This window comes from Tistrella arctica, from assembly GCF_039630945.1.
In the GTDB taxonomy this organism is placed as follows: domain Bacteria; phylum Pseudomonadota; class Alphaproteobacteria; order Tistrellales; family Tistrellaceae; genus Tistrella; species Tistrella bauzanensis.
Genome location: NZ_JBBKTV010000014.1, coordinates 99,770 through 119,596, shown reverse-complemented (window position 1 = coordinate 119,596; position 19,827 = coordinate 99,770). Strand labels below are relative to the sequence as shown.

The following is a 19,827-nucleotide window of genomic DNA, read 5'->3' as shown; positions in this document are numbered from 1 at the left end:
AAGGTATTGATAATGTGCGCAAGCCGCAGTCGGACCCTGCGTTGACATCGTAGGGGTCACAAGTTCAAACCTTGTCGCGCCCACCATCAAAACCCCCTGGGAAACCAGGGGGTTTTGTCGTGTCTAGTGCAGGCGTGCCACATGCTACGGCATGCCATTGGCACGTCATTGTCAAGTCAGCATCAGCGTTTATCATGGCCGCGCGACGCGCGGGCCTTGCCGCCGGCCAGGCCGCTGGCGGTTCCCCGGCGGCGTGAGCGGACCATCGGGTGGCGCATCGCCTGTATCCGGTCGGGGGCCATGGGCAGCTTCTGGAACTGCCGGTAGGCGCGTTCATGCAGCAGGCGGATGACCGGGCTTGCCGAGAAGGCCAGGCTGCCCGCCAGATAGACCCAGCTTGCGGCCGAGGTGGCGTCGCGCATCAGGGTCAGGATGCCGCCGGTCACGAACAACAGCGAACACAGGGCCTGGACCGCGACATGGATCGCGAAATAGCGCCGGCGCGTCGCCTCCGCCCGGCCTTTGCCATGCTGATGGAAGCCGTTGGTCCGTTCAACCATCTGGTCCCTCTGTGTCGCTCCATGATCTGCCAGACGGCCCGGTCCCGCTGGGGGGTGGTCCCGCAGGGGGGGGCGCAGGATGGCCAACCCGGAAGGATCGCCGGGGTTTCATGCCATGGACGCAATGGAGCCTTTTTCTCGTGCGGGCATGGCCCTACATCATTGTGATCCCGGCATCATCCAGACCATGAACCATCCGAAGGACAGGACCATGCGCATCGCGACCGCCGCCGCCGCGGCCCTGATCATCAGCCTGCCTGTCGCCGCCCTCGCCCATCACGGCTGGAGCCGGTACGACAGCGACAATCCCATGACCATCACCGGCCCGGTGGTGTCGTCATCCTATGGCAACCCGCACGGCTCGCTGGTGCTGGCCCATGATGGCCGGGACTGGACGGTCATTCTGGCGCCGCCCGCGCGCATGGAGACGCGGGGGGTGAGCCGGGAGATGATCGCCCAGGGTCGCGAGGTGACCGTGGAAGGTTATCCGCATCGTGACGGCTCGCCCGAATTGCGGGCCGAGCGGATCACCGCCGGCGGCACCACGGTGGAACTGCGCTGAGGAACTGCGCTGACGCCCTGTACGTGGCCGCGCGACATCCGGAAGGCCGGAAGGGGGGCCGATGCCTGGCCAGGTCTTTACGGCGCTGACGCCTTGGGCGCTGGCGCTGGAACAATCGGCTGCGGGCGAGGCGATACGTGCCTCGGCATGGCTCTACCCTTTGGCCAATCTGGTGCATCTGCTGGGGCTGGTGATGCTGCTTGGCGGCATCGGCCTGCTGGATCTGCGGCTCATCGGGCTGATGCGCGGTCTGGCCCTGGCCGCCCTGGCCGCACGTCTGATCCCGATCGCCGCGGCGGGGCTGGTGCTGATGGCGATCTCGGGCGGGATGATGTTCGCGGCCGATGCCGGGCCGTTGATCGCCCATCCGGGCTTTCGCCTGAAGCTGCTGCTGGTGGCGCTGGCGGTCGGTAATGCGCTGCTGGTCCACTTGTTGTGGCGGCGGCGCATTGCCGGTCTGCCCGATGACGCCACCCCGCCCGCCGCCATCAGGCTCCAGGCCGCCGCCTCGCTGCTGCTCTGGCTGTGGGTGGCGGTGGAGGGCCGCATGATCGCCTATAGCTGACGGACGGCCCCTGTCGGCTCAGGCGGCGGCTGCAAGCCCCAGCGCATCCAGGCGGTCTGCGGTCATGCCGCAGGACAGGCCGGCCGTCCGCAACTGGCCCAGCGTGGTGTCGTCGATGGGGATGCCGTCGCGGCCGCGGCTGGCGCGGGCCGCGATTTCAGGCTCGCCCGGGATCAGCACCGGTGCGCCGGGATGGCTGCGGGCGGTGCGCATATAGTCCAGCAGGGCCGCCGTTTCGGCCGCCAGCCAGCCGGCATCGACCAGACGGCCGGGGGCGATGACGATCGCCAGCATGCTGTTGATGATCGCGTCCGATCGCGGATTGCCCGGCTGGACCGTGCCGGCGCCGGTCAGGGCGCCGGCCAGCAATTCGCAGAACAGCGCCAGGCCATAGCCCTTGTGACCGCCGGCCGGCAGCAGCGCGCCCTGCGGGTCGGCGAACATCACCGACGGGTCGGTGGTGGGCCGGCCGTCAGGGTCGATCAGCAGCCCCGCGGCCATCGGGTCGCCCTTGTTCATCGCCACCCGGCATTTGCCCAGAGCCACGGCGCTGGTCGCGGCGTCGAAGATCACCGGCGGCTGACCGCCCGGGCCCGGAAAGCTCAGGCAGATCGGGTTGGTGGCGAACCGGGCATCGAAGCCCAGATGCGGCGCCACCAGCGGCCGGGCGCCGGTGACGTTCACGAACATCAGCCCCACCTGGCCGGCGGCGGCGACCTGTTCGCCATAGCTGCCGATCCGGCCCATATGGTGGCAGTTGCGCACCGCCAGGATCGCGGCGCCGGTTTCCGAGGCGCGGGCGACGGCCAGATCGGTGGCATCGCGCATGATCACCTGACCATAGCCGGCGCCGCCATCCACCACCAGCAGGCTGCCGCTGTCGGTGACGATGTCGCCGGCATGGTTGGGGTGCAGCAGGCCGGCGGCGACGTTTTCCACATAGCGCGGGATCATGCCCACGCCATGGCTGTCATGGCCGGCCAGATTGGCGCCGACCAGATGATCGGCCACGATCGCGGCCTCGGCGGGCGCGCTGCCGGCCGCTTCCAGAAGTGCCGTGGCGGCTGCGCGCAACTGCCTGTCCCCGATGGTCCGCCCAATGGTCCGCATCTCCACAATCTCCGGGCCGGTTTCATGTCGGCGGCGTCAGGCGGGCATGCCCGCGGCGAATTCCCTTGCGCAACCGGCTCATGGTATACCACTGTCAGGCGACGTTCCCCAAGCGAACATGGACCCGATGACCACCACCCGCGACCGCACCACCACCCTGACCCAGACCCAATCGGTCTATCAGGCGCTGCGCGATGCCATTCTGGGTGTCGAACTGCGCCCGGGCGAAGCGATTTCGGAACGCTGGCTGGAAGGGCGGCTGGCGGCCTCGCGCACGCCGGTGCGCTCGGCCCTGGTCCGGCTTGAAGGGGAGGGGCTGGTTCAGCGCCAGGGCCGTGGCTATATCGTGACCCCGATCGATATCGGCGAGATCGAACAGGCCTATGTGTTCCGCGAAACCATCGAGATGACCGTGGTCCGGCTGGCGGCGGCGCGGGCCGATGCGCTCGACCTGTCGGGCATCGAGCCACTGATCCTGCCGGAGGTGCGCGATACCTCCAGCGATGAATGGTTCGACATCGGCATCGCCTTTCATGTCGAGCTGGCGCGACTGTCGGGCAACGCGTTCTTCGTGCGCGCGATCGACGATGTGATGACCCGGATCGCCCGCGGCCGCTGGCTCGAAATCTGGAGCACCGGCGGTCGTGAACGCGCCTTCATGGAACATGAGCGGATCGTCGAACTGGTGACGGGCGGTGCCGGCGACGAGGCGGCCCAGGCCGTGCAGGCGCATGTCCGGCATGGGCGCGATCGTCTGCTGGATGCCCTGAAGACCCAGCGCCGGGGGTTCGCGGTGCGCGGTTTCGCCGTGCTGGACGGGCCGGAGGTGGCCTGAATAGTCACGCCGGGCATACCCGCTGCGGCGACGAGAGATTTCAACCGACCGAACCGGCCCATACGAGGCCGGGGTCAAGACGACACAAGGGGAGGAAGACCGCCATGACCAGGACCATGCGCTTTTCGTCGCGGATGAGCCGCGGCCTTGCCGGCGCGCTGCTTGCCGCCTGCGCCGTGCTGGCCGTGCCCGGCACCAGCACCAGCGCCGCCGCCGCCGATCCGGTGGTGATGCGCATCAGCCATCAGTTGCCGCCGGCGCACCACATCGCCCAGTTGATCGAGCAGTTCGCAACCGATGTCGAGACCCGCTCGAAGGGCGGCATCGACGTTCAGATCTTCGGTGCCGAACAGGCTTTCAAGGCCAACCAGAACCACCCGGCGGTGGCGCGCGGGCAGGCTGAGGCGGCGGTGTCGACGAATTTTCAGTGGGGCAATACCATCCCCGAGATGAACATCGTCACCTTGCCGTATTTCTTCACCAAGCTGGACCGGATCAAGAAATTTCCAGGGTCCGACGCGGCCGGTCTGCTTGAATCGAAGCTGATGGAGAAGGGTGTCCGCAATATCGCCTGGTTCTATACCACGCGTCAGTCGATCTTCACCTCGGCGGCCAAGCCGTTGCTCACGATCGATGACTTCAAGGGCATCAAGATCCGCGGCCTGAACAAGCTGGTCGACGAAGGGCTGATCGCGGCCGGCGCGGCACCGGCGGCGATGCCCGGCTCGGAAGTCTATCAGGCGCTGCAGACGGGCGTGATCGATGCCGGGCTGACCGATGTCTCGGCGGCCTATAGCCGCCGGTTCTATGAGGTGCAGAAATACGGCACGGTCTCGCCGTTCTTCAGCGTCTATTTCCATCTCTACGTCAACCCGGCCTGGCATGACGGCCTGGCGCCGGACCTGCGCAAGGCGGTGGACGATGCCGCCAAGGCCGCCGAGGCGGCGTCGATCCCGCTGACCGAGGCAACCGCCGACGAGGCGATCAAGGCCCTGTCGGAAAAGGGCATGACCATCCACGTCCAGACCCCGGAAGAGGCCGCCGCCTTCGAGGCGGTGATGCTGCCGCCGGTGATGGAGGCGTTCAAGGCATCCAGCCCCGACGCGCCGAAGCTGGTCGAGATGGTGGACAAGCTCTGACCGCCGGCCTCATGCAACGCTGATCGACGAGGTCCGCCGGATGTCGACGGGGATGCCCGCCGATCGCCGCCCGCCGCCACCGAGACCGGTGGTCGCGGGCGGCCTCGCCCGCCTGCTGCTCGGTTTCGACCGGGTGGTGCGCGTGATCGCCCTCATTGCCGCCGGCATCGCCGCCGCGATGCTGCTGGCATCCTTCGTGCTGATCTGCTGGTCGGTGGTGATGCGCTATTTCGCCGGCCAGCCGATCACCTGGGTGGATGAACTGGTCGGCTATGGCCTTGTGGCTGTGGTGATGCTGGGGGCGACCGATGCCCTGCGCCGTGGCGAACATATCGGCGTCGATGTGCTGACCCAGCGGCTGGGCGCGCGCGCCGGCCATGTGGTCGCGGTAACCGGGCTGATCGCCGTGGGCCTGGTCGGCGTGATCCTGATCATCGAAGGCTGGGAGATGATCTCGTTCTCGCGGATGATCGGCATCCTGTCGACCGGCTATCTGGCGATGCCGATGGAATATCCGCAGGGCTTCGTGCCATTGGGCGGCGTGCTGCTGGTGCTGGGCGCGCTGTCGGGGCTGGCGCGGATGGCGGCGGGGCTGCATGCGGTCGACCTGCCCGATGATGCCGGCAAAGCCGAAGGGCGGCCCCTGCCATGACCTTTCTTCTGATTCTGGTCGGCGTGGTCGCGGTGCTGCTGACCGGCCTGCCTGTCTTCACCGGGCTGGGCCTGTTCGCGGGCGGGCTGCTGCTGGCGACCCAGGGCGACCTTGGCGGCATCGGCGATATCGTCTTCGGCCAGCTCGACAGCTATCTGCTGGTGGCCATCCCGCTGTTCACGCTGATGGCCCATATCATGATCCGCGGCCGGGTGGTCGACGATCTGTATGAAACAGCCCACACGCTGCTCCGCCATCTGCCCGGCGGCATCGGCATCGCCACGGTGTTCGCCTGCACGATCTTCGCGGCGATCTCGGGCTCCAGCATCGCCACCGCGCTGACCATCGGCGCCGTGGCGATCCCGCAGATGATCCATTACGGCTACAGCCCGCGCATGGCCTATGGCGTGGTCGCGGCCGGCGGCACATTGGGCATCCTGATCCCGCCATCCGGGCCGATGGTTCTGTATGGCGTGATCAGCGACACCTCGATCGGCGGTCTGTTCATGGCCGGCATTCTGCCGGGGGTGATGATCGCCGCCCTGTTCGCCCTGTGGTGCGCGTTCGCCGACCGGGGCCAGCGGCTGCGGCCGCCGCGGGCCTCGCTCAATGAAATGGGCCGGGCGCTGCGCCGGTCGGGCTGGGCGCTGTCGCTGCCGGTCTTCGTGCTGGGCGGCATGTATGCGGGCGTGTTCACCGCCACCGAGGCGGCGGCTGCCGGCGGCCTGGCGGCGCTGCTGGTGTCGGTGATCGTCTATCGCAATTTCGGCATCCGCGACCTCTGGGCCTCGGCCATGGATGCCGCGCGCACCTCGGCGATGCTGTTCATGATCCTGGCGGCGGCGGGCGTGTTCGGCCATGTGCTGACCAAGATGCGCGTTCCGCAGGAACTGGTGGAACTGGTGGTGCACTGGGAGGTGGGCGTCGCCGGCTTCCTGATCGCGATGATGCTGCTGATCGCCCTGCTCGGCATGTTCCTTGAGACGATCTCGATCATCCTGATCACCACGCCGGTGGTGCTGCCGGTGCTGGCCCATCTGGGCATCAACCCGATCTGGTATGGCATCCTGTTGACCATCAATCTGGAAATGGCCCTGATCACGCCGCCGGTGGGCATGAACCTGTTCACCATCAAGGCGATCACCCACGCGCCGATGGGTGAGATCATCCGGGGTGTGGCGCCTTATGTTCTGCTGATGGTGCTGGGGTTGGGGCTGGTGATGATATGGCCCGACATCGCCTTGTGGCTGCCATCGACCATGGCCTTGCGCTGAGACGGGAGGTGGCGCCCCGTTATTTCTCCCGGCCGGTAACCTTGCGCGCGAAAGCGGCGAGCGCCGGCCGGGTCTTCACATAGGCCTTCAACTGCGAGACATGGCGGTCGGCCTCGCTGCGCAGCGAGAACCGGCCCAGGCCCAGAATCTCGACCGGCGCGCCATACATCTCGCTGTGCTTCTCATGCGCGGTCGGGAATGCCTTGATCAGCGCGTCACGCCAGGTCTCGGACCATTCGGGCGCGCACAGGAACACCTTGCCCGGCGTGATCGCGAATGGCCGCAGCGGCGACTGATCGACGAGGATATGCCGGCCCAGCCCCGCCGCGACATCGGGCCAGTACGGGTTGAAATGGTCGTCCAGAATGACGATGCCGCCTTCGGCCAGCGCCCCGGCGGCGAGGCCCAGATCGTTCGCGGTCAGCATTTCGGTGTGCCCGCCATCGACGCTGAACAGTCGCACCGGACCGACGGTGGCACGAATGTCGCCAACGGTCATGTCGGTCGAACTGCCGGCGCGGATCACCACGCCCTCCTCGGTTCCACAATGCTTGCGCAGGTTCTCAAGGAAGCGGCCGCGATCGCCCTGGCCCGACAGGTCGACATTCAGTTCCTGCTGCTCGAACAGATCGATCGCCAGCCCCTGTTCGTCCTGGCGCAGCGTCAGTTGCAGAACCAGGAACAGTTTGCCGTGATGCACGCCGATTTCGGCCACGGCGCCTGCCACACCATGATCGCTCTGGCTGTCGCCGAGCCTCGCGATCACCGCCGCGCTGAAATCGTCGAGCCAGCCCTGAACACCGTGCAGGCCATGGTCGACATAGCGCGTGAGGCGGGCTTCGGAATAGCGACGGGGGCTCGGCATCGTGGTCATCCTCAGGCGCTGACGGGGCATATCTGATCACGGGAGACGATGCCGCGCTTCGTGTGGCGCCGCAAGCGTTACATCTGTCCGATGTGATGCCGCCCGATGGCCCCTGGCGCGGCGAACCGCCGGCGCGCGGCGTCAACCATGATTGATCGCCGGACGGGCGTGGCTGGCACGGGATGGGGCAATGATGGCATCGTCGCATCCGCAGCACCTCCCTCTGTCGTCGCCCGGTCGCCCCCGCCATCGACTGGCGGTCCGCTCCACGAGGTCATCATGCCGTCCCGTGCATCCGGCTTTCCGAGCTATCCGGCCCTGTATGCAGCGATCGAGCGTGCCTGCACGGATGCGGCCTTTCTGAAGAGCCTGGTTCAAAACCCCGCGCAGGCACTGGCAGAGGCCGGGGTGGAGGTGCCGGCGGATGCCGATCTCCGCATCCACCAGCCGCGACCCGGGCGGCTGCTGCTGACGCTGCCGCCGATGCTGGCCACGGATTGCGGCGACGTGGACGCCCTGCCGGATGATCCGGCGCTGCGGCCGATGGCCGAGGCGATGCTGCGTGCCGCGCGCGAGCCGGCATTCCGCGAGGATCTGCGGGTGGCGCCGGTCGCAACCCTGCGCGGCCAGGGCGTGGTTCTGGCACCGGGCATGACGGTCGACGTCATCGATGCCGAACCCGGACGGATCGACATCATCATTCCCGAGGTCATCCCCGAACCGGCGCCGACCGGCCTTGCCTCGTTCGCCGGCCGGCTGGCCCGGACCGCCATGTCCGATGACCCGGACCTGCCGGATGACATGCTGGATGATGATGATCTGGACGGCGTCGCAGGCGGCGCCCGTCCCGAGGAGCGCGCCGGTTCCGCAAGTCCCCGGTCCGGCGCGGGGGGCGAGGCGATCGTGGTGACAGGCGGCGCGGGGATGGTCGGCGCCTCGGCGCTGCTCACCCTGGGCGGCATGGTTGCCTTCGGTATCCAGCGCCATGGCCGCGCGGATTGAGAGCCGGGTGACCCGCCGCGGCGGCTGTTGAGAATTGCGTCAGGTCACAGAGCTGTTCTCACCGTCAGCCGCGGCGTCTGCTATGATCTGGCCGCTTTCGGCAAGGGGTCAGGGGAGATGGACGCGTGACGACGGGCGGTATTACCGGACTGGTTCTGACACTCGCCCTGCTTCTTGTCGTCATCGCCGCCATTCAGCCACTCGCCCGGCGGCTGGGGCTGGCATCGAACGTGCTGCTCGCGGCGGTGGGGGTCGCCATCGGCGCTCTGGCCGCTTTCCTGCTGTTCACCTCGTTTACCGATGTGTTCAACGAGGCAGCACGGGCGGTCGTCTATCTGAGGATCGACAGCCAGACCATCATCACGGTTTTTCTGCCGCTGCTGCTGTTCCAGACCGCGCTCACCATCGATGTCCGCCGGCTGTTGGATGACATCGCGCCGATCCTGCTGCTGGCCGTGGTGGCGGTGGTGGTGACCACCGCCGCGATCGGATTGGGGCTGTCGGCGATTTTCGGCGTGCCGATCCTGGGCTGCCTGCTGCTGGGCGCGATCGTGGCGACCACCGATCCGGCCGCGGTGGTGGCGATCTTCCGCGACATCGGCGCGCCGGCCCGGCTGACCCGGCTGGTCGAGGGCGAAAGCCTGCTGAACGACGCCACCGCCATTGCCCTGTTCTCGGTGCTGATGGCCGCACTGGTCACCGCGCGCGCAACCGGCGTCGAAGAGCCGGGCTCCGCCATGCTGCTGGATGCCGCCAACGATCTGGCCGTGGGGTTGATCGGCGGCGCGGTGTTCGGCCTGGTGGTCGGCCGGCTGGTGGTGGCCGGGCTGCTGCTGCTGGACGACATCAAGGCCGCCGAGGCGACGCTGACCCTGGCCGGCGCCTATATCATCTTCGTGGTCGGCGAATACACCCTGGGGGTGTCGGGCGTGGTGGCGGCGGTGGTGGCCGGGCTGGTGGTCTCGGCGCTGGGCCGGTCGCATGTGGCGCCCGAGAACTGGCGGCATCTGCTGAACGTGTGGGAGCAGATCGCCTTCTGGGCCGGGTCGATGATTTTCGTGCTGGCGGCGCTGATCGTGCCGCGGCTGATGGAAGACGTCGACATCTATGACATCCTGACCATCGCGACACTGGCGCTGCTGGCGCTGATCGGCCGGGCGCTGACCCTGTGGCTGCTGCTGCCGGTGCTGAGCATGCTGAGGCTGTCGGCCAGGGTCTCGCACAGCTATCGGGCGGTGATCCTGTGGGGTGGCCTGCGCGGCGCGGTCACGCTGGTGCTGGCGCTGGGTGTGGTCGAGGCGCCCGGCCTGTCCGACGGGCTGAAGCGCTTCGTGGCGGTGACAGCGACCGGCTATGTGCTGTTCACGCTGTTCATCAACGGCACCACGCTCCGGCCGCTGATTTCCTGGCTGGGGCTGGACCGGCTGTCACCGGTGGGCGAGGTGCTGCGCCGACAGGTGCTGGCCCTGTCGCTGACCGATGTCAGGGGGGCGGTCGAGGATGCCGGACGGCGCTATGACGTGAGCCCGACCGTGGTGCGCGAGGTGGCCCAGTCCTATGCCCGGCGCGCCGAGCAGGTGTCGAGCGATACCGATATCGAGACCGAGATCGCCGATCGTGAACGGCTGGGCGTGGGGCTGGTGGCGCTGGCGGTGCGCGAGCGCGGGCTGATCCTGGATCTGCATGAACGCCGCACCCTGTCGACCGCCACCGTCGACCGGCTGCTGCGCCTGACCGAAGCGCTGCTGGAAGGCGGCCGCAATGAAGGCCGCCTGGGCTATATGCGCGTGGTGCGCACCGCGCTCGATTTCGAGCACGGATTCCGCGTCGCCTATTGGCTGCACCGGCGGATGCGCATCGACCGGCCGCTGGCGCGCCGGCTGGCCAACCGCTTCGAGATGCTGCTGGCCTTCCGGCTGTCGATTCAGGAACTCAGGCCCTATGTCGACGAGCGGATCCGGCCGATGCTGGGCCGGCGCATCGCCGAGCTGATCGCCGATATGCTGGATGGCCGCGCCCGCCAGGTGGCCGGTGCGCTGGACGCCATGCGGCTGCAATATCCCGATTATGCCGAGGCGCTGGAGCGACGGTTCCTGGCGCGGATGGCCGAACGCCACGAACTGGCCCGCTATGACGCGCTGGCCGAGGAAGGCCTGCTGGATGCGGAACTGCATGACGATCTGCGCCGGGGCGTGACCGCGGCCGAAGCCCGCCGCGATGCCCTGCCACGGCTGGATCTGGGCCTGGACACCAACGAGCTGATGCGCCGCCTGCCCCTGTTCGTGGAACTGGGCGATGACATGCGCGCCCGTGTCCGCCAGTTGCTGCGGCCGGTCTTCGTGCTGCCGCGATCGGTGATCTTCCGGGCCGGCGACAAGGGCGACGGGGTGTATTTCATCTCGTCGGGCGCGGTCGAGGTGCGGATCGAGGACCGGCGCATCCGGCTGGGGCGTGGCGATTTCTTCGGTGAGATGGCGCTGCTCGACAACCGTCCGCGCAGCGCCGAGATCGCGGCCCTTGGCTATTGCCAGCTCCTGTTTCTGGATGCCGGTGACTTCCGCCGCCTGATCGGCGGCGATGCTGATCTGCTGCACAAGTTCGAGACCATCGCCAAGGCGCGCGCGGCCCAGAACCGCAGCGCCGCCACCTAGCGACGGAGATGCGGCGGTTGGCCGCCTATTAAGTCCCGATGCGGCAGCGGGTCAGGCGGGTGCCGCCATCCAGAAGCAGGGTGGTTTCGGCGGGGGCGGTGCGCGCGATGATCCGGCCGGCACGGATGACCGACAGCCGGGTCGCGCGCAGGCGCAGGGCCTCGACCTCGTCGCCGGCATCCAGGATCACCATATCGGCCCGGCATCCGACATCGAGACCATAGCCATCCAGGCCCAGCAGGCGGGCGGGGTTGGCGGTCACGGCCTGAAAACAGCGGCGCATGTCGTCGATACCGGTCATCTGCGCCACATGCAGGCCCATCGACGCCACGTCGAGCATGTCGCCCGATCCCAGCGGATACCACGGGTCCATGGCGCAATCCTGACCGAAGGCAACCGTCAGCCCCGCGGCCATCAGTTCCGGCACCCGGGTCATGCCGCGACGTTTGGGATAGGTGTCGTGGCGGCCCTGAAGGGTGATGTTGATCAGCGGGTTGGCGATCACGCCCAGATCGGCCTCGGCCATCAGCGGGATCAGCTTGGACACATAATAATTGTCCATGGAATGCATCGAGGTGAGATGCGAGCCGGTGGCCCGGCCGTGCAGCCCCAGGCGATGAACCTCGGCGGCGAGCGTTTCCACATGGCGCGACAGCGGGTCGTCGCTTTCATCGCAATGCATGTCGACCCGCAGGCCCCGTTCGGCCGCGATCTCGCACAGCCGCGCCACGCTGCGGGCGCCATCGGCCATTGTCCGCTCGAAATGCGGGATGCCGCCGACCACGTCGACGCCACGATCCAGGGCCTCGATCAGCAGAGCTTCGGTGCCCGGGCGGCGATAGAGGCCGTCTTGCGGGAAGGCCACCAGTTGCAGATCCAGCCAGGGCTTCACCCGCGCCTTCACGTCCAGCAGCGCATCCACCGCCAGCAGCCGGGGATCGCAGACATCGACATGGCTGCGGATCGCCAGCAGGCCGCGCGCGATTGCCCAGTCGCAATAGGCGAGCGCGCGGTCGACCAGCGCCTGATGGGTCAGTTCGGGCTTAAGCTCGTTCCACAGCGCGATGCCTTCCAGCAGCGTGCCGGACCGGTTCACCCGCGGCATGCCATAGGAGAGGGTCGAGTCCATATGGAAATGGGCGTCGACGAAGGGCGGGGTGACCAGGCAGCCCGCGGCATCGATGGTCTCGGCGGCGGCGGCGCCGCGCGCGGCGATGCCCGGCGCCACCTCGACGATCCGCCCGCCGGCCACGGCGATGTCGACCAGTGCGGTGCCGGCGGGTGCGCGGCGGGCGTTCAGAACCAGAAGATCGAGGGCCATGGGTTCAGCGTTCTCCCTTGCGGAACGGCACCATCAGCGCCTGAGGATAGGCGGCACGCCTGGACATGACCACCAGTGCCAGAATGCTGAGCACATAAGGCAGCATCAGGAACAGTTGATAGGGCAGGGCGCCGCCGGTCATCTGTTGCAGGCGGGTCTGAAGCGCATCGAAGAAGGCGAAGAGCAGCGCGCCGAGCAGGGCCTTGCCCGGCCGCCATGACGCGAACACCACCAGCGCGATGCAGATCCAGCCGCGCCCGCCCATCATGTTGAAGAAGAAGGCGTTGAAGGCCGAGAGGGTGAGAAAGGCGCCGCCAACCGCCATGAAGGCCGATCCCACCATCACCGCCAGCATCCGCACACCGGTGACCGAGATCCCCTGGGCATCGGCGGCGGCCGGATTTTCACCGACCATCCGCACCGCCAGCCCGGCGGGTGTGCGGTACAGCACCCAGGCCACCGCCAGCACCAGCACCAGGGCCAGGATGGTGGGGGCGGTCTGCTGGCCGATCACCTGGCCCAGCCAGGGCAGGGCCGACCACCAGCCATCGCCGAGCGGCGCGAAGGGGTCGACTGAGGGCGGCGTGCTGATCTGCGGCAGTAAAAGGCGATAGGCGAAATAGGACAGGCTGGTGGCCAGCATGGTGATGCCAAGGCCGGTGACATGCTGCGACAGGCCGAGCGGCACGGTCAGCGTGCCGTGCAGCAGCCCGACCAGCATGCCGGCCATGGCGGCGGCGGCGATGCCCACCCACAGATCACCACCCTGATAGACCGTCATCCAGCCGACCATGGCGCCCAGCGTCATGATCCCCTCGATGCCCAGGTTCAGAACGCCGGCGCGCTCGCAGATCAATTCGCCGAGCGTGCCGAAGATCAGCGGTGTGGCGATGCGCAGCACGGTCGCCCACAGGCCGGCCGAGATCAGAAGCTCGATGATGTCCATGACGGGTCAGCTCCGGAAAATCGGCCGGGATCAGCCACGGCGCAGGCGGTAGCGGGCAAACAGCATCGCGGTCAGCATGCACAGCAGCGAGACCGCGACCAGCACATCGGCGATATAGGTGGGCACGCCGACCGCGCGGCTCATGGCGTCGGCGCCGACGAAGATACTGGCGACCATCAATGCCCCCAGGATCACCCCCAGCGGGTGCAGTTGGGCCAGCATGGCGACCACCACGCCGCCGGTGCCATAGCCGGGCGACATGTCGAGGGTGAGATAGCCGGTGCGGCCGGCAACCTCGCTGACACCGGCGAGGCCGGCGAGGCCGCCTGAGATCAGCGCCACCAGCAGCATCACCCGGCCGGTGCTCATGCCCGAGAACCGGGCCGCGCGCGGGCTGGCGCCGACCGCGCGCATCTCGAAGCCCAGCACCGTGCGGGTCATCATGATGTAGATCAGCACCGCCGCGACCAGCGCCAGGATCAGCCCGCCATGCAGCCGGGTGCGCGGGATCAGCCGTGGCAGTTCGGCGGCCATCGGCAGAGTGTCGCTCTGCGGCCAGCCCATGGCCATCGGATCCTTCATCGGCCCTTCGATCATCATCGACACGAACAGCAGCACGATGAAGTTCAGCAGCAGGGTGGTCACCACCTCGTCGACGCCGAAACGGGTTTTCAGCACCGCCGGGCCCAGCAGCAGCAGACCGCCGGCGAGGGCGCCGGCCAGGATGACGGCCGGCAGCAGCAGCGCATCGGGCAGGCCCAGCGGCGCGGTGCCGATCCAGACCGCGGCCAGCGCGCCACCGTAAAGCTGACCCTCGCCGCCGATATTCCACAGCCGGGCGCGGAAGGCGACGGCGGCGGCAAGCCCGGTCAGCATCAGCGGCGCCGCGCGGGTGAGGGTTTCGGTGATGGCGAAACGGCTGCCGAAGGCGCCATCGGCCATCGCGCCATAAGCGGCCGGCACCGAGGCGCCGGATATCAGGATCAGAACCGCCGAGATGGCGAAGGCGGCGGCAAGGGCCGCCACCGGCACCAGCACAGACAGCCAGGCGGGGGTTTCGGTGCGGCGTTCAAGTCGCATGGGCAGCCTCGGTGGCGGATGCGGTGTCGCCGGCACCGGCCATCAGCAGGCCGAGACCGGCTATGGTGACCGCCTCACGTCGGGCAGGCGTGGTCAGATGACCGTCATGGATCACCGCCACCCGGTCGGACAGGGCCAGGATCTCGTCCAGATCCTCGGAAATCAGCAGGATGGCGGCGCCGCCGTCGCGGGCCTCCAGCAGACGTTCATGGACATAGGCGACGGCGCCGATATCCAGGCCACGGGTGGGCTGGTTGGCCAGGATCAGCCCCGGATGCAGGGCCAGCGCCCGGCCCAGGATCAGTTTCTGCATGTTGCCGCCGGAAAGCTGGCGGACGGTGGCATCCACCGACGGGCAGCGCACCTCATAGGCCCTGACCAGATCGGCCGCATGGGCGCGCGCCGGCCCCCGGCGCAGAAAACCGGCGCGGGAGAAATCGGGCCGGTTGCGGCGTTCGGCGATGACGTTCTCCCACACCGTCATGTCGCCGATCAGGCCTTCGCTGTGGCGGTCTTCCGGAATGCGGCCAACCCCCATGCGCACCATCCGCGCCGGATCGGGACGTGTGATCGGCTGACCCAGAATGGTGATGCGGCCGGCCTCGGGCCGGGCCATGCCGGCGATCAGATCGGCCAGCAGTGACTGGCCATTGCCCGAGACGCCGGCGATGCCGACGATTTCACGCGCATTCACCGAAAGCTGCACATCATGCAGCCGGGGCTTGCCGCCGGGGCCGGTCGCCGAGACGCGGTCCAGGATCAGGGCCGGCGCGCCGGCCGCCACTGGCGTGCGCATCGGCCCGGTGACCTTGCGCCCGACCATCAGCTCGGCCAGCATCGCGCGGTCGAGCCCGGCCGCGTCGCGCTGTTCGATCAGCCGGCCGGCGCGCAGCACCGCCACCCGGTCGCTGACCGCCATCACTTCCGGCAGCTTGTGGCTGATGAAGATGATCGACAGCCCGCAGGCGACCATGGCGCGGAGCGTGACGAACAGCCGCTCGCTTTCCTGCGGGGTCAGAACGGCGGTGGGCTCGTCCAGGATCAGGATCCGGGCGTCGCGATACAGCGCCTTCAGGATCTCGACCTTCTGGCGCTCACCCACCGACAGGGCGCCGACCCGGGCATCAGGGTCGACCGTCAGGCCGAAACGGGAACCCAACTCGGCCAGGCGCCGGCGGGCCTTCGCCCGATCGCGCCGCAATGCCCATAACGGCTCGGTGCCGATGGTGACATTGTCGATGACGCTCAGATTCTCGGCGAGGGTGAAGTGCTGATGCACCATGCCCAACCCGGCCGCGATCGCGGCCCTGGGCGAGCCGCCGGGCAGCGGCCGGCCGAAGACCTCGATATCGCCCGCATCGGCCACGTAATGGCCGAACAGGATGCTCATCAAGGTGGTCTTGCCGGCGCCGTTCTCGCCCAGCAGCGCCAGGATCTCGCCCCGCCGCAGGTCCAGGTCGATGGCGTCGTTGGCCGTAAGCGCGCCGAAGCGCTTGGTAACGCCCGAGAGCCGGAGAACGATCTCCGGCGCCCGGCCCGTCGCCACCACCGCGGGTTCAGCGGATGTGGTCATGGATGCAAGCGCCCCGATGCGGATACGGTGTCGTGGAGGATGCGGCCCGAGGTGGCCGCATCCATGGTCGACAGTTTCCCTGCGCCAGCCGTTTACATCGTGGATTTGGGCTCGGTGTCGTCGACCGCGACCGTGAAGCCGCCATCCAGGATCGCGGCCTTCTTCGCCTCGACCCGGGCCTTCAGATCGGCCGGGATCTTGTCGTCGAAGGTGCCATAGGGGGCAAGCGAGGCGCCGCCCGGCTTCATGTTGGAATAGCTGCCGTAATCCTCGGCCTTGAAGCTGCCGTCCTTCACGGCCGCGATCGCCTTGTCGATGGTCGGCTCCATATGCCACAACGCCGAGGCGACGACCGTTTCAGGATACTGGGCCTGGGTGTCGATGACATTGCCGATCGCCAGAACGCCCCGCTCCTTGGCGGCATCCGACACGCCGAAGCGTTCGGCATACAGCACGTCGGCGCCGCGCTCGATCATGGCGAAGGCGCTTTCCTTGGCCTTCGGCGGATCGAACCACGAACCGATGAAGCTGACCATGAATTTGGCCTGCGGGTTCACCTCAAGCGCGCCGGCCATGAAGGCGTTCATCAGCCGGTTGACCTCGGGGATCGGGAAGCCGCCGACCACGCCGATGACGTTCGATTTGGTCATGCCGCCGGCGATCATGCCGGTCAGATAGGCGGGCTCCTGGATGTAATTGTCGAACACCGAGAAATTCGGATCCTGCGGCTTGAACGACGAGCCCATCAGGAAGGCGGTTTCGGGATAGTCGCGGGCCACGCGGCGGGCGGCCTGTTCAACCGCGAAGGCCTCGCCGACGACCATGTCGGCGCCCTTCTCGGCGTATTCGCGCATCACGCGCTCATAATCGGCATTGGTCACCGATTCCGACCATTCATAGTCGATGTCGCCGCGTTTGGCGGCGGCGTCGAGGGCAATGTGGATACGGCTGACCCACTGCTGCTCGATCGGCACGGTGTAGACGCTGGCAACCTTGATCTTGTCGGCGGCGTCAGCGTTGCCGGCCATCAGCGCCGAGACGGCGACGGTGGCGGCGAGGGCGGCGGCCCTGAGCTTTGCGAGCAGCATGGATGAGCGATCTCCGAAGGGTGTCGCGGAACTTTCATGATAACGCAAGGACTGCGCCAATGCCTCAAGATCCGCCAAATCCACGGGCAGAAAACCTGCGCTGCCCGTCGGTTGCCGCCGAATGCCTCAGACTTGTGCAGGCGGCGTGACCGATTGGGCAAATTTTGACCAAATGGTACGCAAATGCAATCGATGTTTCCGACGTGGTGCGGCTGGTCAGGGCGTGGCACCCATGCCCAGCACATCGCCGCTCTGGCCGCTATCGTTGCCCGCTTTTGCCCAGCGGCCATGCTCGACGGCGGTGAAGAAATCGGCCAGCAGGCGGTTGACGGTGTCGGGCTCTTCGAGATTGGCGGCATGGCCGGTCATCGGCAGCACGGTCAGGCCGGCCGCGGGCAGGGTGGCCTTCAGGAACAGATTGGCCTCGATCGCCGGCGCGTCGCTGTCGCCCACGATCAGCAGGACCGGCAGGTTCATCGTGCGGAATTCGTCTTTCAGCGCGAACAGCGACGGCCGCCTTGCCTGATAGCCGCGCAGGGTCTGCGCCGCGCCCAGCGGTGAATGATCCAGGAACACGGCCATCGCCTCGTCGGCGCCGCGCGGATCCTTGGCGGCGAAGGGCAGCCGGCCGGCCGACGACATGTAGCTGCGCCCGGCGGCCTCCAGGCCGTCCTCCAGGATACGGGCGGCCGTGGCCTCGCAATTCGCGGCGAAATCGGCGCGCTGCTCCGGCCGCGCGCCATAGCCGGCGCCGATCGCGGTGATCGATCGGGCGCGATCGGGATGACGCAGGCCGAAATGCAGCACGGCGAAACCGCCCATGCTGCATCCCACCAGATGGGCGCGCTCAATGCCCAGTCCGTCCATCACCGCGCGGATGTCGTCGGTCGCCTGCGCCTGGCCGTATTCGTCCACCGTCGCCGGCACATCCGATGGCGGATAGCCGCGAGCATCATAGGCGACACAGCGATGGCTGCGCGCGAAGCGCCGCATCTGCGGTTCCCAGCTCCGCCGGTCGCCGGCGAATTCGTGCACGAACACGATCGCCTCGCCATGCCCGGCCTCGATCACATGCAACCGCACACCGCCATTGGCGACGAAGCGCCCCTCGACACTGCCCATCGGTCATTCCTCCACATGCATCGGCATGATCCACGCCCTTGGTGGATCTGCCCTTGTCATTGGGGGAAGCCTAGCGGGGGCAACCGCCGGATGCCACTCCGCAGCATGCCCGTCCGTTCTTTCAGGGCGGGGCCTCGATCAGTGCGGCCATGGCCGCGGCATCGTCGCCGGGCTCGGCGCCAAGGCCTGCAATCACGCCCAGACGGTCGGCCCGGTCGCGGTTCTGGCTCACCTTCCATTTGCCCTCGATGCGGGCGATCGGAATGTCCAGACCGACAATGCCCTTCATCTGGGCGGCGATGAAGCCGGCCGGGGCATCGGTCATCGCCCAGGGTTGAGGGCGCCCGGTTTCCTGTGCGGCGGTCAGTGCGGTCAGTTGCGCCGACAGCCAGGCCGGATCGTCGGTGATCCGCGGCCGACCCCGCACCTGGACAGTGACATAATTCCAGGTCGGGACAACCTTGCCGTGCGCCGCCTTGGACGCATACCACGCGGGCGTGACATAGGCGGCCGGTCCCTGGAACACCACCAGCGCCTCGGCTGAGTCGCGGAGGTCATCGATCTGGGGGTTGGCGCGGGCAAGATGGGCGCGCAACAGGTGGTCGCCTCCAGCCGTCTCGATCAGGTCGAACGGCAGCAGATTGGCCATCAATCCGCCCGATCCGGCGGTGATCAGGGTGGCAAGCGGATGGTCGCGCATCAGCGCATGCAGCACCGCAGGGCGGTGTTCCTGAAAGATCCTGGGCTGGTACATCGGATGGCATTCTCTCGGCGGCGGGCGCGGGGGGCAGCGCCACTGTCGCGGCCGGATGGTCTGCCGTCCAGGGCCGGTTCTGGCCAAAGTGGCTGGTCCAATCGCCCGCCGCCGGCTAACCCTTGCGGCGCACCACCCGGTACAGATAGGTCAGCACCATCAGCGCGATCACGCCCTTCGACACCGGATCCATATAGGCGGCGACCAGATCGTACTGGCTTTCCAGCACATAGCCGGCAAGGGCGAGCAGGCTGGTCCAGATCAGCGAGCCCAGGGTGGACCAGACCAGATACCGCCCCATCGGCATCGCCGCGATGCCAGCCGGCACCGAGATGAGAGTGCGGATGGCGGGGATCAGACGCCCGAAGAAAACGGCCTTGCCGCCATGGCGCTCGAACCAGCCATGGGCCCGGTCGACCTCGTCGGGTGAAATCGTCAGCCAGCGGCCGTGGCGCTCGGCCAGATGGCGGATGCGCCGCCGCCCCAGCCGCCGCCCCAGCCAGTACCAGGGCAGGGTGCCGATGACCGACCCCGCCGTGCCGGCCAGAATGACGCCGGTGATGGTGAGGTCGCCGCGCGCGGCGGCAAAGCCCGCCACCGGCATGATCAGCTCCGACGGGATCGGCGGGAACAGGTTTTCCAGCGCCATCAACGCGGCGACACCGATATAGCCTGCGGATGAGACGACACCCACGATCCATTCGAACATTCCGGCTCCACTGGCAGTG

General features: G+C 67.8%; 19 protein-coding genes. 8 read left to right on the top strand and 11 right to left on the bottom strand.

Going from position 1 to position 19,827, the window contains the following annotated elements; genetic code table 11:
- Positions 1 to 182: 182 nt before the first annotated feature.
- Entirely contained in the window at positions 183 to 560 is a 378-nt protein-coding gene (locus WG924_RS24925) for a YrhK family protein (protein ID WP_345935750.1), read from the bottom strand.
- 211 nt (positions 561 to 771) lie between these two features.
- Here WG924_RS24925 and WG924_RS24920 point away from each other — a divergent pair, with 211 nt between their 5' ends.
- Together WG924_RS24920 and WG924_RS24915 are read left to right on the top strand one after the other, a co-directional pair.
- Entirely contained in the window at positions 772 to 1,122 is a 351-nt protein-coding gene (locus WG924_RS24920) for a DUF6152 family protein (protein WP_345935749.1), read from the top strand.
- A 61-nt stretch (positions 1,123 to 1,183) separates the two neighbouring features.
- Complete coding sequence (locus WG924_RS24915) at positions 1,184 to 1,687, top strand: DUF6644 family protein (RefSeq protein ID WP_372044816.1); 504 nt, start codon at positions 1,184 to 1,186, stop codon at positions 1,685 to 1,687.
- Positions 1,688 to 1,705: 18 nt separating this feature from the next.
- Here WG924_RS24915 and WG924_RS24910 read toward each other — a convergent pair whose 3' ends face one another.
- Complete coding sequence (locus WG924_RS24910) at positions 1,706 to 2,797, bottom strand: malate/lactate/ureidoglycolate dehydrogenase (protein ID WP_345935748.1); 1,092 nt, start codon at positions 2,795 to 2,797, stop codon at positions 1,706 to 1,708.
- 127 nt (positions 2,798 to 2,924) lie between these two features.
- Here WG924_RS24910 and WG924_RS24905 point away from each other — a divergent pair, with 127 nt between their 5' ends.
- The 4 genes from WG924_RS24905 (at position 2,925) to WG924_RS24890 (ending at position 6,697) form a co-directional block, all read left to right on the top strand.
- On the top strand, positions 2,925 to 3,632 hold the full coding sequence (locus WG924_RS24905; RefSeq protein WP_345935747.1) for a GntR family transcriptional regulator: 708 nt from the start codon (positions 2,925 to 2,927) through the stop codon (positions 3,630 to 3,632).
- Positions 3,633 to 3,736: 104 nt separating this feature from the next.
- A complete protein-coding gene (gene dctP, locus WG924_RS24900; protein ID WP_345935746.1) occupies positions 3,737 to 4,771 on the top strand; it encodes a TRAP transporter substrate-binding protein DctP in 1,035 nt (344 codons plus the stop codon).
- Between the two features lie 52 nt (positions 4,772 to 4,823).
- Positions 4,824 to 5,423, top strand: a complete 600-nt coding sequence (locus tag WG924_RS24895) for a TRAP transporter small permease (RefSeq protein ID WP_345935745.1) — start codon at positions 4,824 to 4,826, stop codon at positions 5,421 to 5,423.
- A complete protein-coding gene (locus WG924_RS24890) occupies positions 5,420 to 6,697 on the top strand; it encodes a TRAP transporter large permease (protein WP_345935744.1) in 1,278 nt (425 codons plus the stop codon). Before WG924_RS24895 ends, WG924_RS24890 begins: the two co-directional genes overlap by 4 nt.
- Before the next feature lie 19 nt (positions 6,698 to 6,716).
- On the opposite strand, the gene WG924_RS24885 is transcribed toward WG924_RS24890, so the two are convergent.
- On the bottom strand, positions 6,717 to 7,562 hold the full coding sequence (locus WG924_RS24885) for a class I SAM-dependent methyltransferase (RefSeq protein ID WP_345935743.1): 846 nt from the start codon (positions 7,560 to 7,562) through the stop codon (positions 6,717 to 6,719).
- A 279-nt stretch (positions 7,563 to 7,841) separates the two neighbouring features.
- On the opposite strand from WG924_RS24885, the gene WG924_RS24880 reads away from it, so the two are divergent.
- Positions 7,842 to 8,564: a hypothetical protein gene (locus WG924_RS24880; protein WP_345935742.1), complete on the top strand. Its 723-nt coding sequence runs from the start codon at positions 7,842 to 7,844 to the stop codon at positions 8,562 to 8,564.
- Between the two features lie 125 nt (positions 8,565 to 8,689).
- Positions 8,690 to 11,215 carry a cation:proton antiporter gene (locus tag WG924_RS24875; RefSeq protein WP_345935741.1) on the top strand — a complete coding sequence of 842 codons (2,526 nt, stop codon included), beginning with the start codon at positions 8,690 to 8,692 and terminating at the stop codon, positions 11,213 to 11,215.
- Between the two features lie 28 nt (positions 11,216 to 11,243).
- Here WG924_RS24875 and WG924_RS24870 read toward each other — a convergent pair whose 3' ends face one another.
- The 8 genes from WG924_RS24870 to WG924_RS24835 all read right to left on the bottom strand — a co-directional run bounded on the left by WG924_RS24870 (position 11,244) and on the right by WG924_RS24835 (position 19,808).
- Complete coding sequence (locus WG924_RS24870; protein WP_345935740.1) at positions 11,244 to 12,536, bottom strand: amidohydrolase family protein; 1,293 nt, start codon at positions 12,534 to 12,536, stop codon at positions 11,244 to 11,246.
- A gap of 4 nt (positions 12,537 to 12,540) precedes the next feature.
- On the bottom strand, positions 12,541 to 13,482 hold the full coding sequence (locus tag WG924_RS24865) for an ABC transporter permease (protein WP_345935739.1): 942 nt from the start codon (positions 13,480 to 13,482) through the stop codon (positions 12,541 to 12,543).
- Positions 13,483 to 13,512: 30 nt separating this feature from the next.
- On the bottom strand, positions 13,513 to 14,562 hold the full coding sequence (locus WG924_RS24860) for an ABC transporter permease (protein WP_345935738.1): 1,050 nt from the start codon (positions 14,560 to 14,562) through the stop codon (positions 13,513 to 13,515).
- Positions 14,552 to 16,135: an ABC transporter ATP-binding protein gene (locus WG924_RS24855; RefSeq protein WP_345935737.1), complete on the bottom strand. Its 1,584-nt coding sequence runs from the start codon at positions 16,133 to 16,135 to the stop codon at positions 14,552 to 14,554. Before WG924_RS24855 ends, WG924_RS24860 begins: the two co-directional genes overlap by 11 nt.
- Positions 16,136 to 16,227: 92 nt before the next feature.
- Positions 16,228 to 17,223 carry a BMP family protein gene (locus WG924_RS24850; RefSeq protein WP_372044814.1) on the bottom strand — a complete coding sequence of 332 codons (996 nt, stop codon included), beginning with the start codon at positions 17,221 to 17,223 and terminating at the stop codon, positions 16,228 to 16,230.
- Positions 17,224 to 17,439: 216 nt separating this feature from the next.
- A complete protein-coding gene (locus WG924_RS24845; RefSeq protein ID WP_345935736.1) occupies positions 17,440 to 18,345 on the bottom strand; it encodes an alpha/beta fold hydrolase in 906 nt (301 codons plus the stop codon).
- Between the two features lie 121 nt (positions 18,346 to 18,466).
- Complete coding sequence (locus tag WG924_RS24840) at positions 18,467 to 19,099, bottom strand: FMN-binding negative transcriptional regulator (protein WP_345935735.1); 633 nt, start codon at positions 19,097 to 19,099, stop codon at positions 18,467 to 18,469.
- 115 nt (positions 19,100 to 19,214) lie between these two features.
- Complete coding sequence (locus WG924_RS24835) at positions 19,215 to 19,808, bottom strand: DedA family protein (protein WP_345935734.1); 594 nt, start codon at positions 19,806 to 19,808, stop codon at positions 19,215 to 19,217.
- Positions 19,809 to 19,827 lie beyond the last annotated feature (19 nt).

Excerpts from the sequence above, each read along its gene's own strand:
- WG924_RS24925 (WP_345935750.1), bottom strand. The coding sequence starts at position 560 with ATGGTTGAACGGACCAACGGCTTCCATCAGCATGGCAAAGGCCGGGCG.
- WG924_RS24920 (WP_345935749.1), top strand. The coding sequence starts at position 772 with ATGCGCATCGCGACCGCCGCCGCCGCGGCCCTGATCATCAGCCTGCCT.
- WG924_RS24915 (WP_372044816.1), top strand. The coding sequence starts at position 1,184 with ATGCCTGGCCAGGTCTTTACGGCGCTGACGCCTTGGGCGCTGGCGCTG.
- WG924_RS24910 (WP_345935748.1), bottom strand. The coding sequence starts at position 2,797 with ATGCGGACCATTGGGCGGACCATCGGGGACAGGCAGTTGCGCGCAGCC.
- WG924_RS24905 (WP_345935747.1), top strand. The coding sequence starts at position 2,925 with ATGACCACCACCCGCGACCGCACCACCACCCTGACCCAGACCCAATCG.
- dctP (WP_345935746.1), top strand. The coding sequence starts at position 3,737 with ATGACCAGGACCATGCGCTTTTCGTCGCGGATGAGCCGCGGCCTTGCC.
- WG924_RS24895 (WP_345935745.1), top strand. The coding sequence starts at position 4,824 with ATGCCCGCCGATCGCCGCCCGCCGCCACCGAGACCGGTGGTCGCGGGC.
- WG924_RS24890 (WP_345935744.1), top strand. The coding sequence starts at position 5,420 with ATGACCTTTCTTCTGATTCTGGTCGGCGTGGTCGCGGTGCTGCTGACC.
- WG924_RS24885 (WP_345935743.1), bottom strand. The coding sequence starts at position 7,562 with ATGCCGAGCCCCCGTCGCTATTCCGAAGCCCGCCTCACGCGCTATGTC.
- WG924_RS24880 (WP_345935742.1), top strand. The coding sequence starts at position 7,842 with ATGCCGTCCCGTGCATCCGGCTTTCCGAGCTATCCGGCCCTGTATGCA.
- WG924_RS24870 (WP_345935740.1), bottom strand. The coding sequence starts at position 12,536 with ATGGCCCTCGATCTTCTGGTTCTGAACGCCCGCCGCGCACCCGCCGGC.
- WG924_RS24865 (WP_345935739.1), bottom strand. The coding sequence starts at position 13,482 with ATGGACATCATCGAGCTTCTGATCTCGGCCGGCCTGTGGGCGACCGTG.
- WG924_RS24860 (WP_345935738.1), bottom strand. The coding sequence starts at position 14,562 with ATGCGACTTGAACGCCGCACCGAAACCCCCGCCTGGCTGTCTGTGCTG.
- WG924_RS24855 (WP_345935737.1), bottom strand. The coding sequence starts at position 16,135 with ATGACCACATCCGCTGAACCCGCGGTGGTGGCGACGGGCCGGGCGCCG.
- WG924_RS24850 (WP_372044814.1), bottom strand. The coding sequence starts at position 17,223 with ATGCTGCTCGCAAAGCTCAGGGCCGCCGCCCTCGCCGCCACCGTCGCC.
- WG924_RS24845 (WP_345935736.1), bottom strand. The coding sequence starts at position 18,345 with ATGGGCAGTGTCGAGGGGCGCTTCGTCGCCAATGGCGGTGTGCGGTTG.
- WG924_RS24840 (WP_345935735.1), bottom strand. The coding sequence starts at position 19,099 with ATGTACCAGCCCAGGATCTTTCAGGAACACCGCCCTGCGGTGCTGCAT.
- WG924_RS24835 (WP_345935734.1), bottom strand. The coding sequence starts at position 19,808 with ATGTTCGAATGGATCGTGGGTGTCGTCTCATCCGCAGGCTATATCGGT.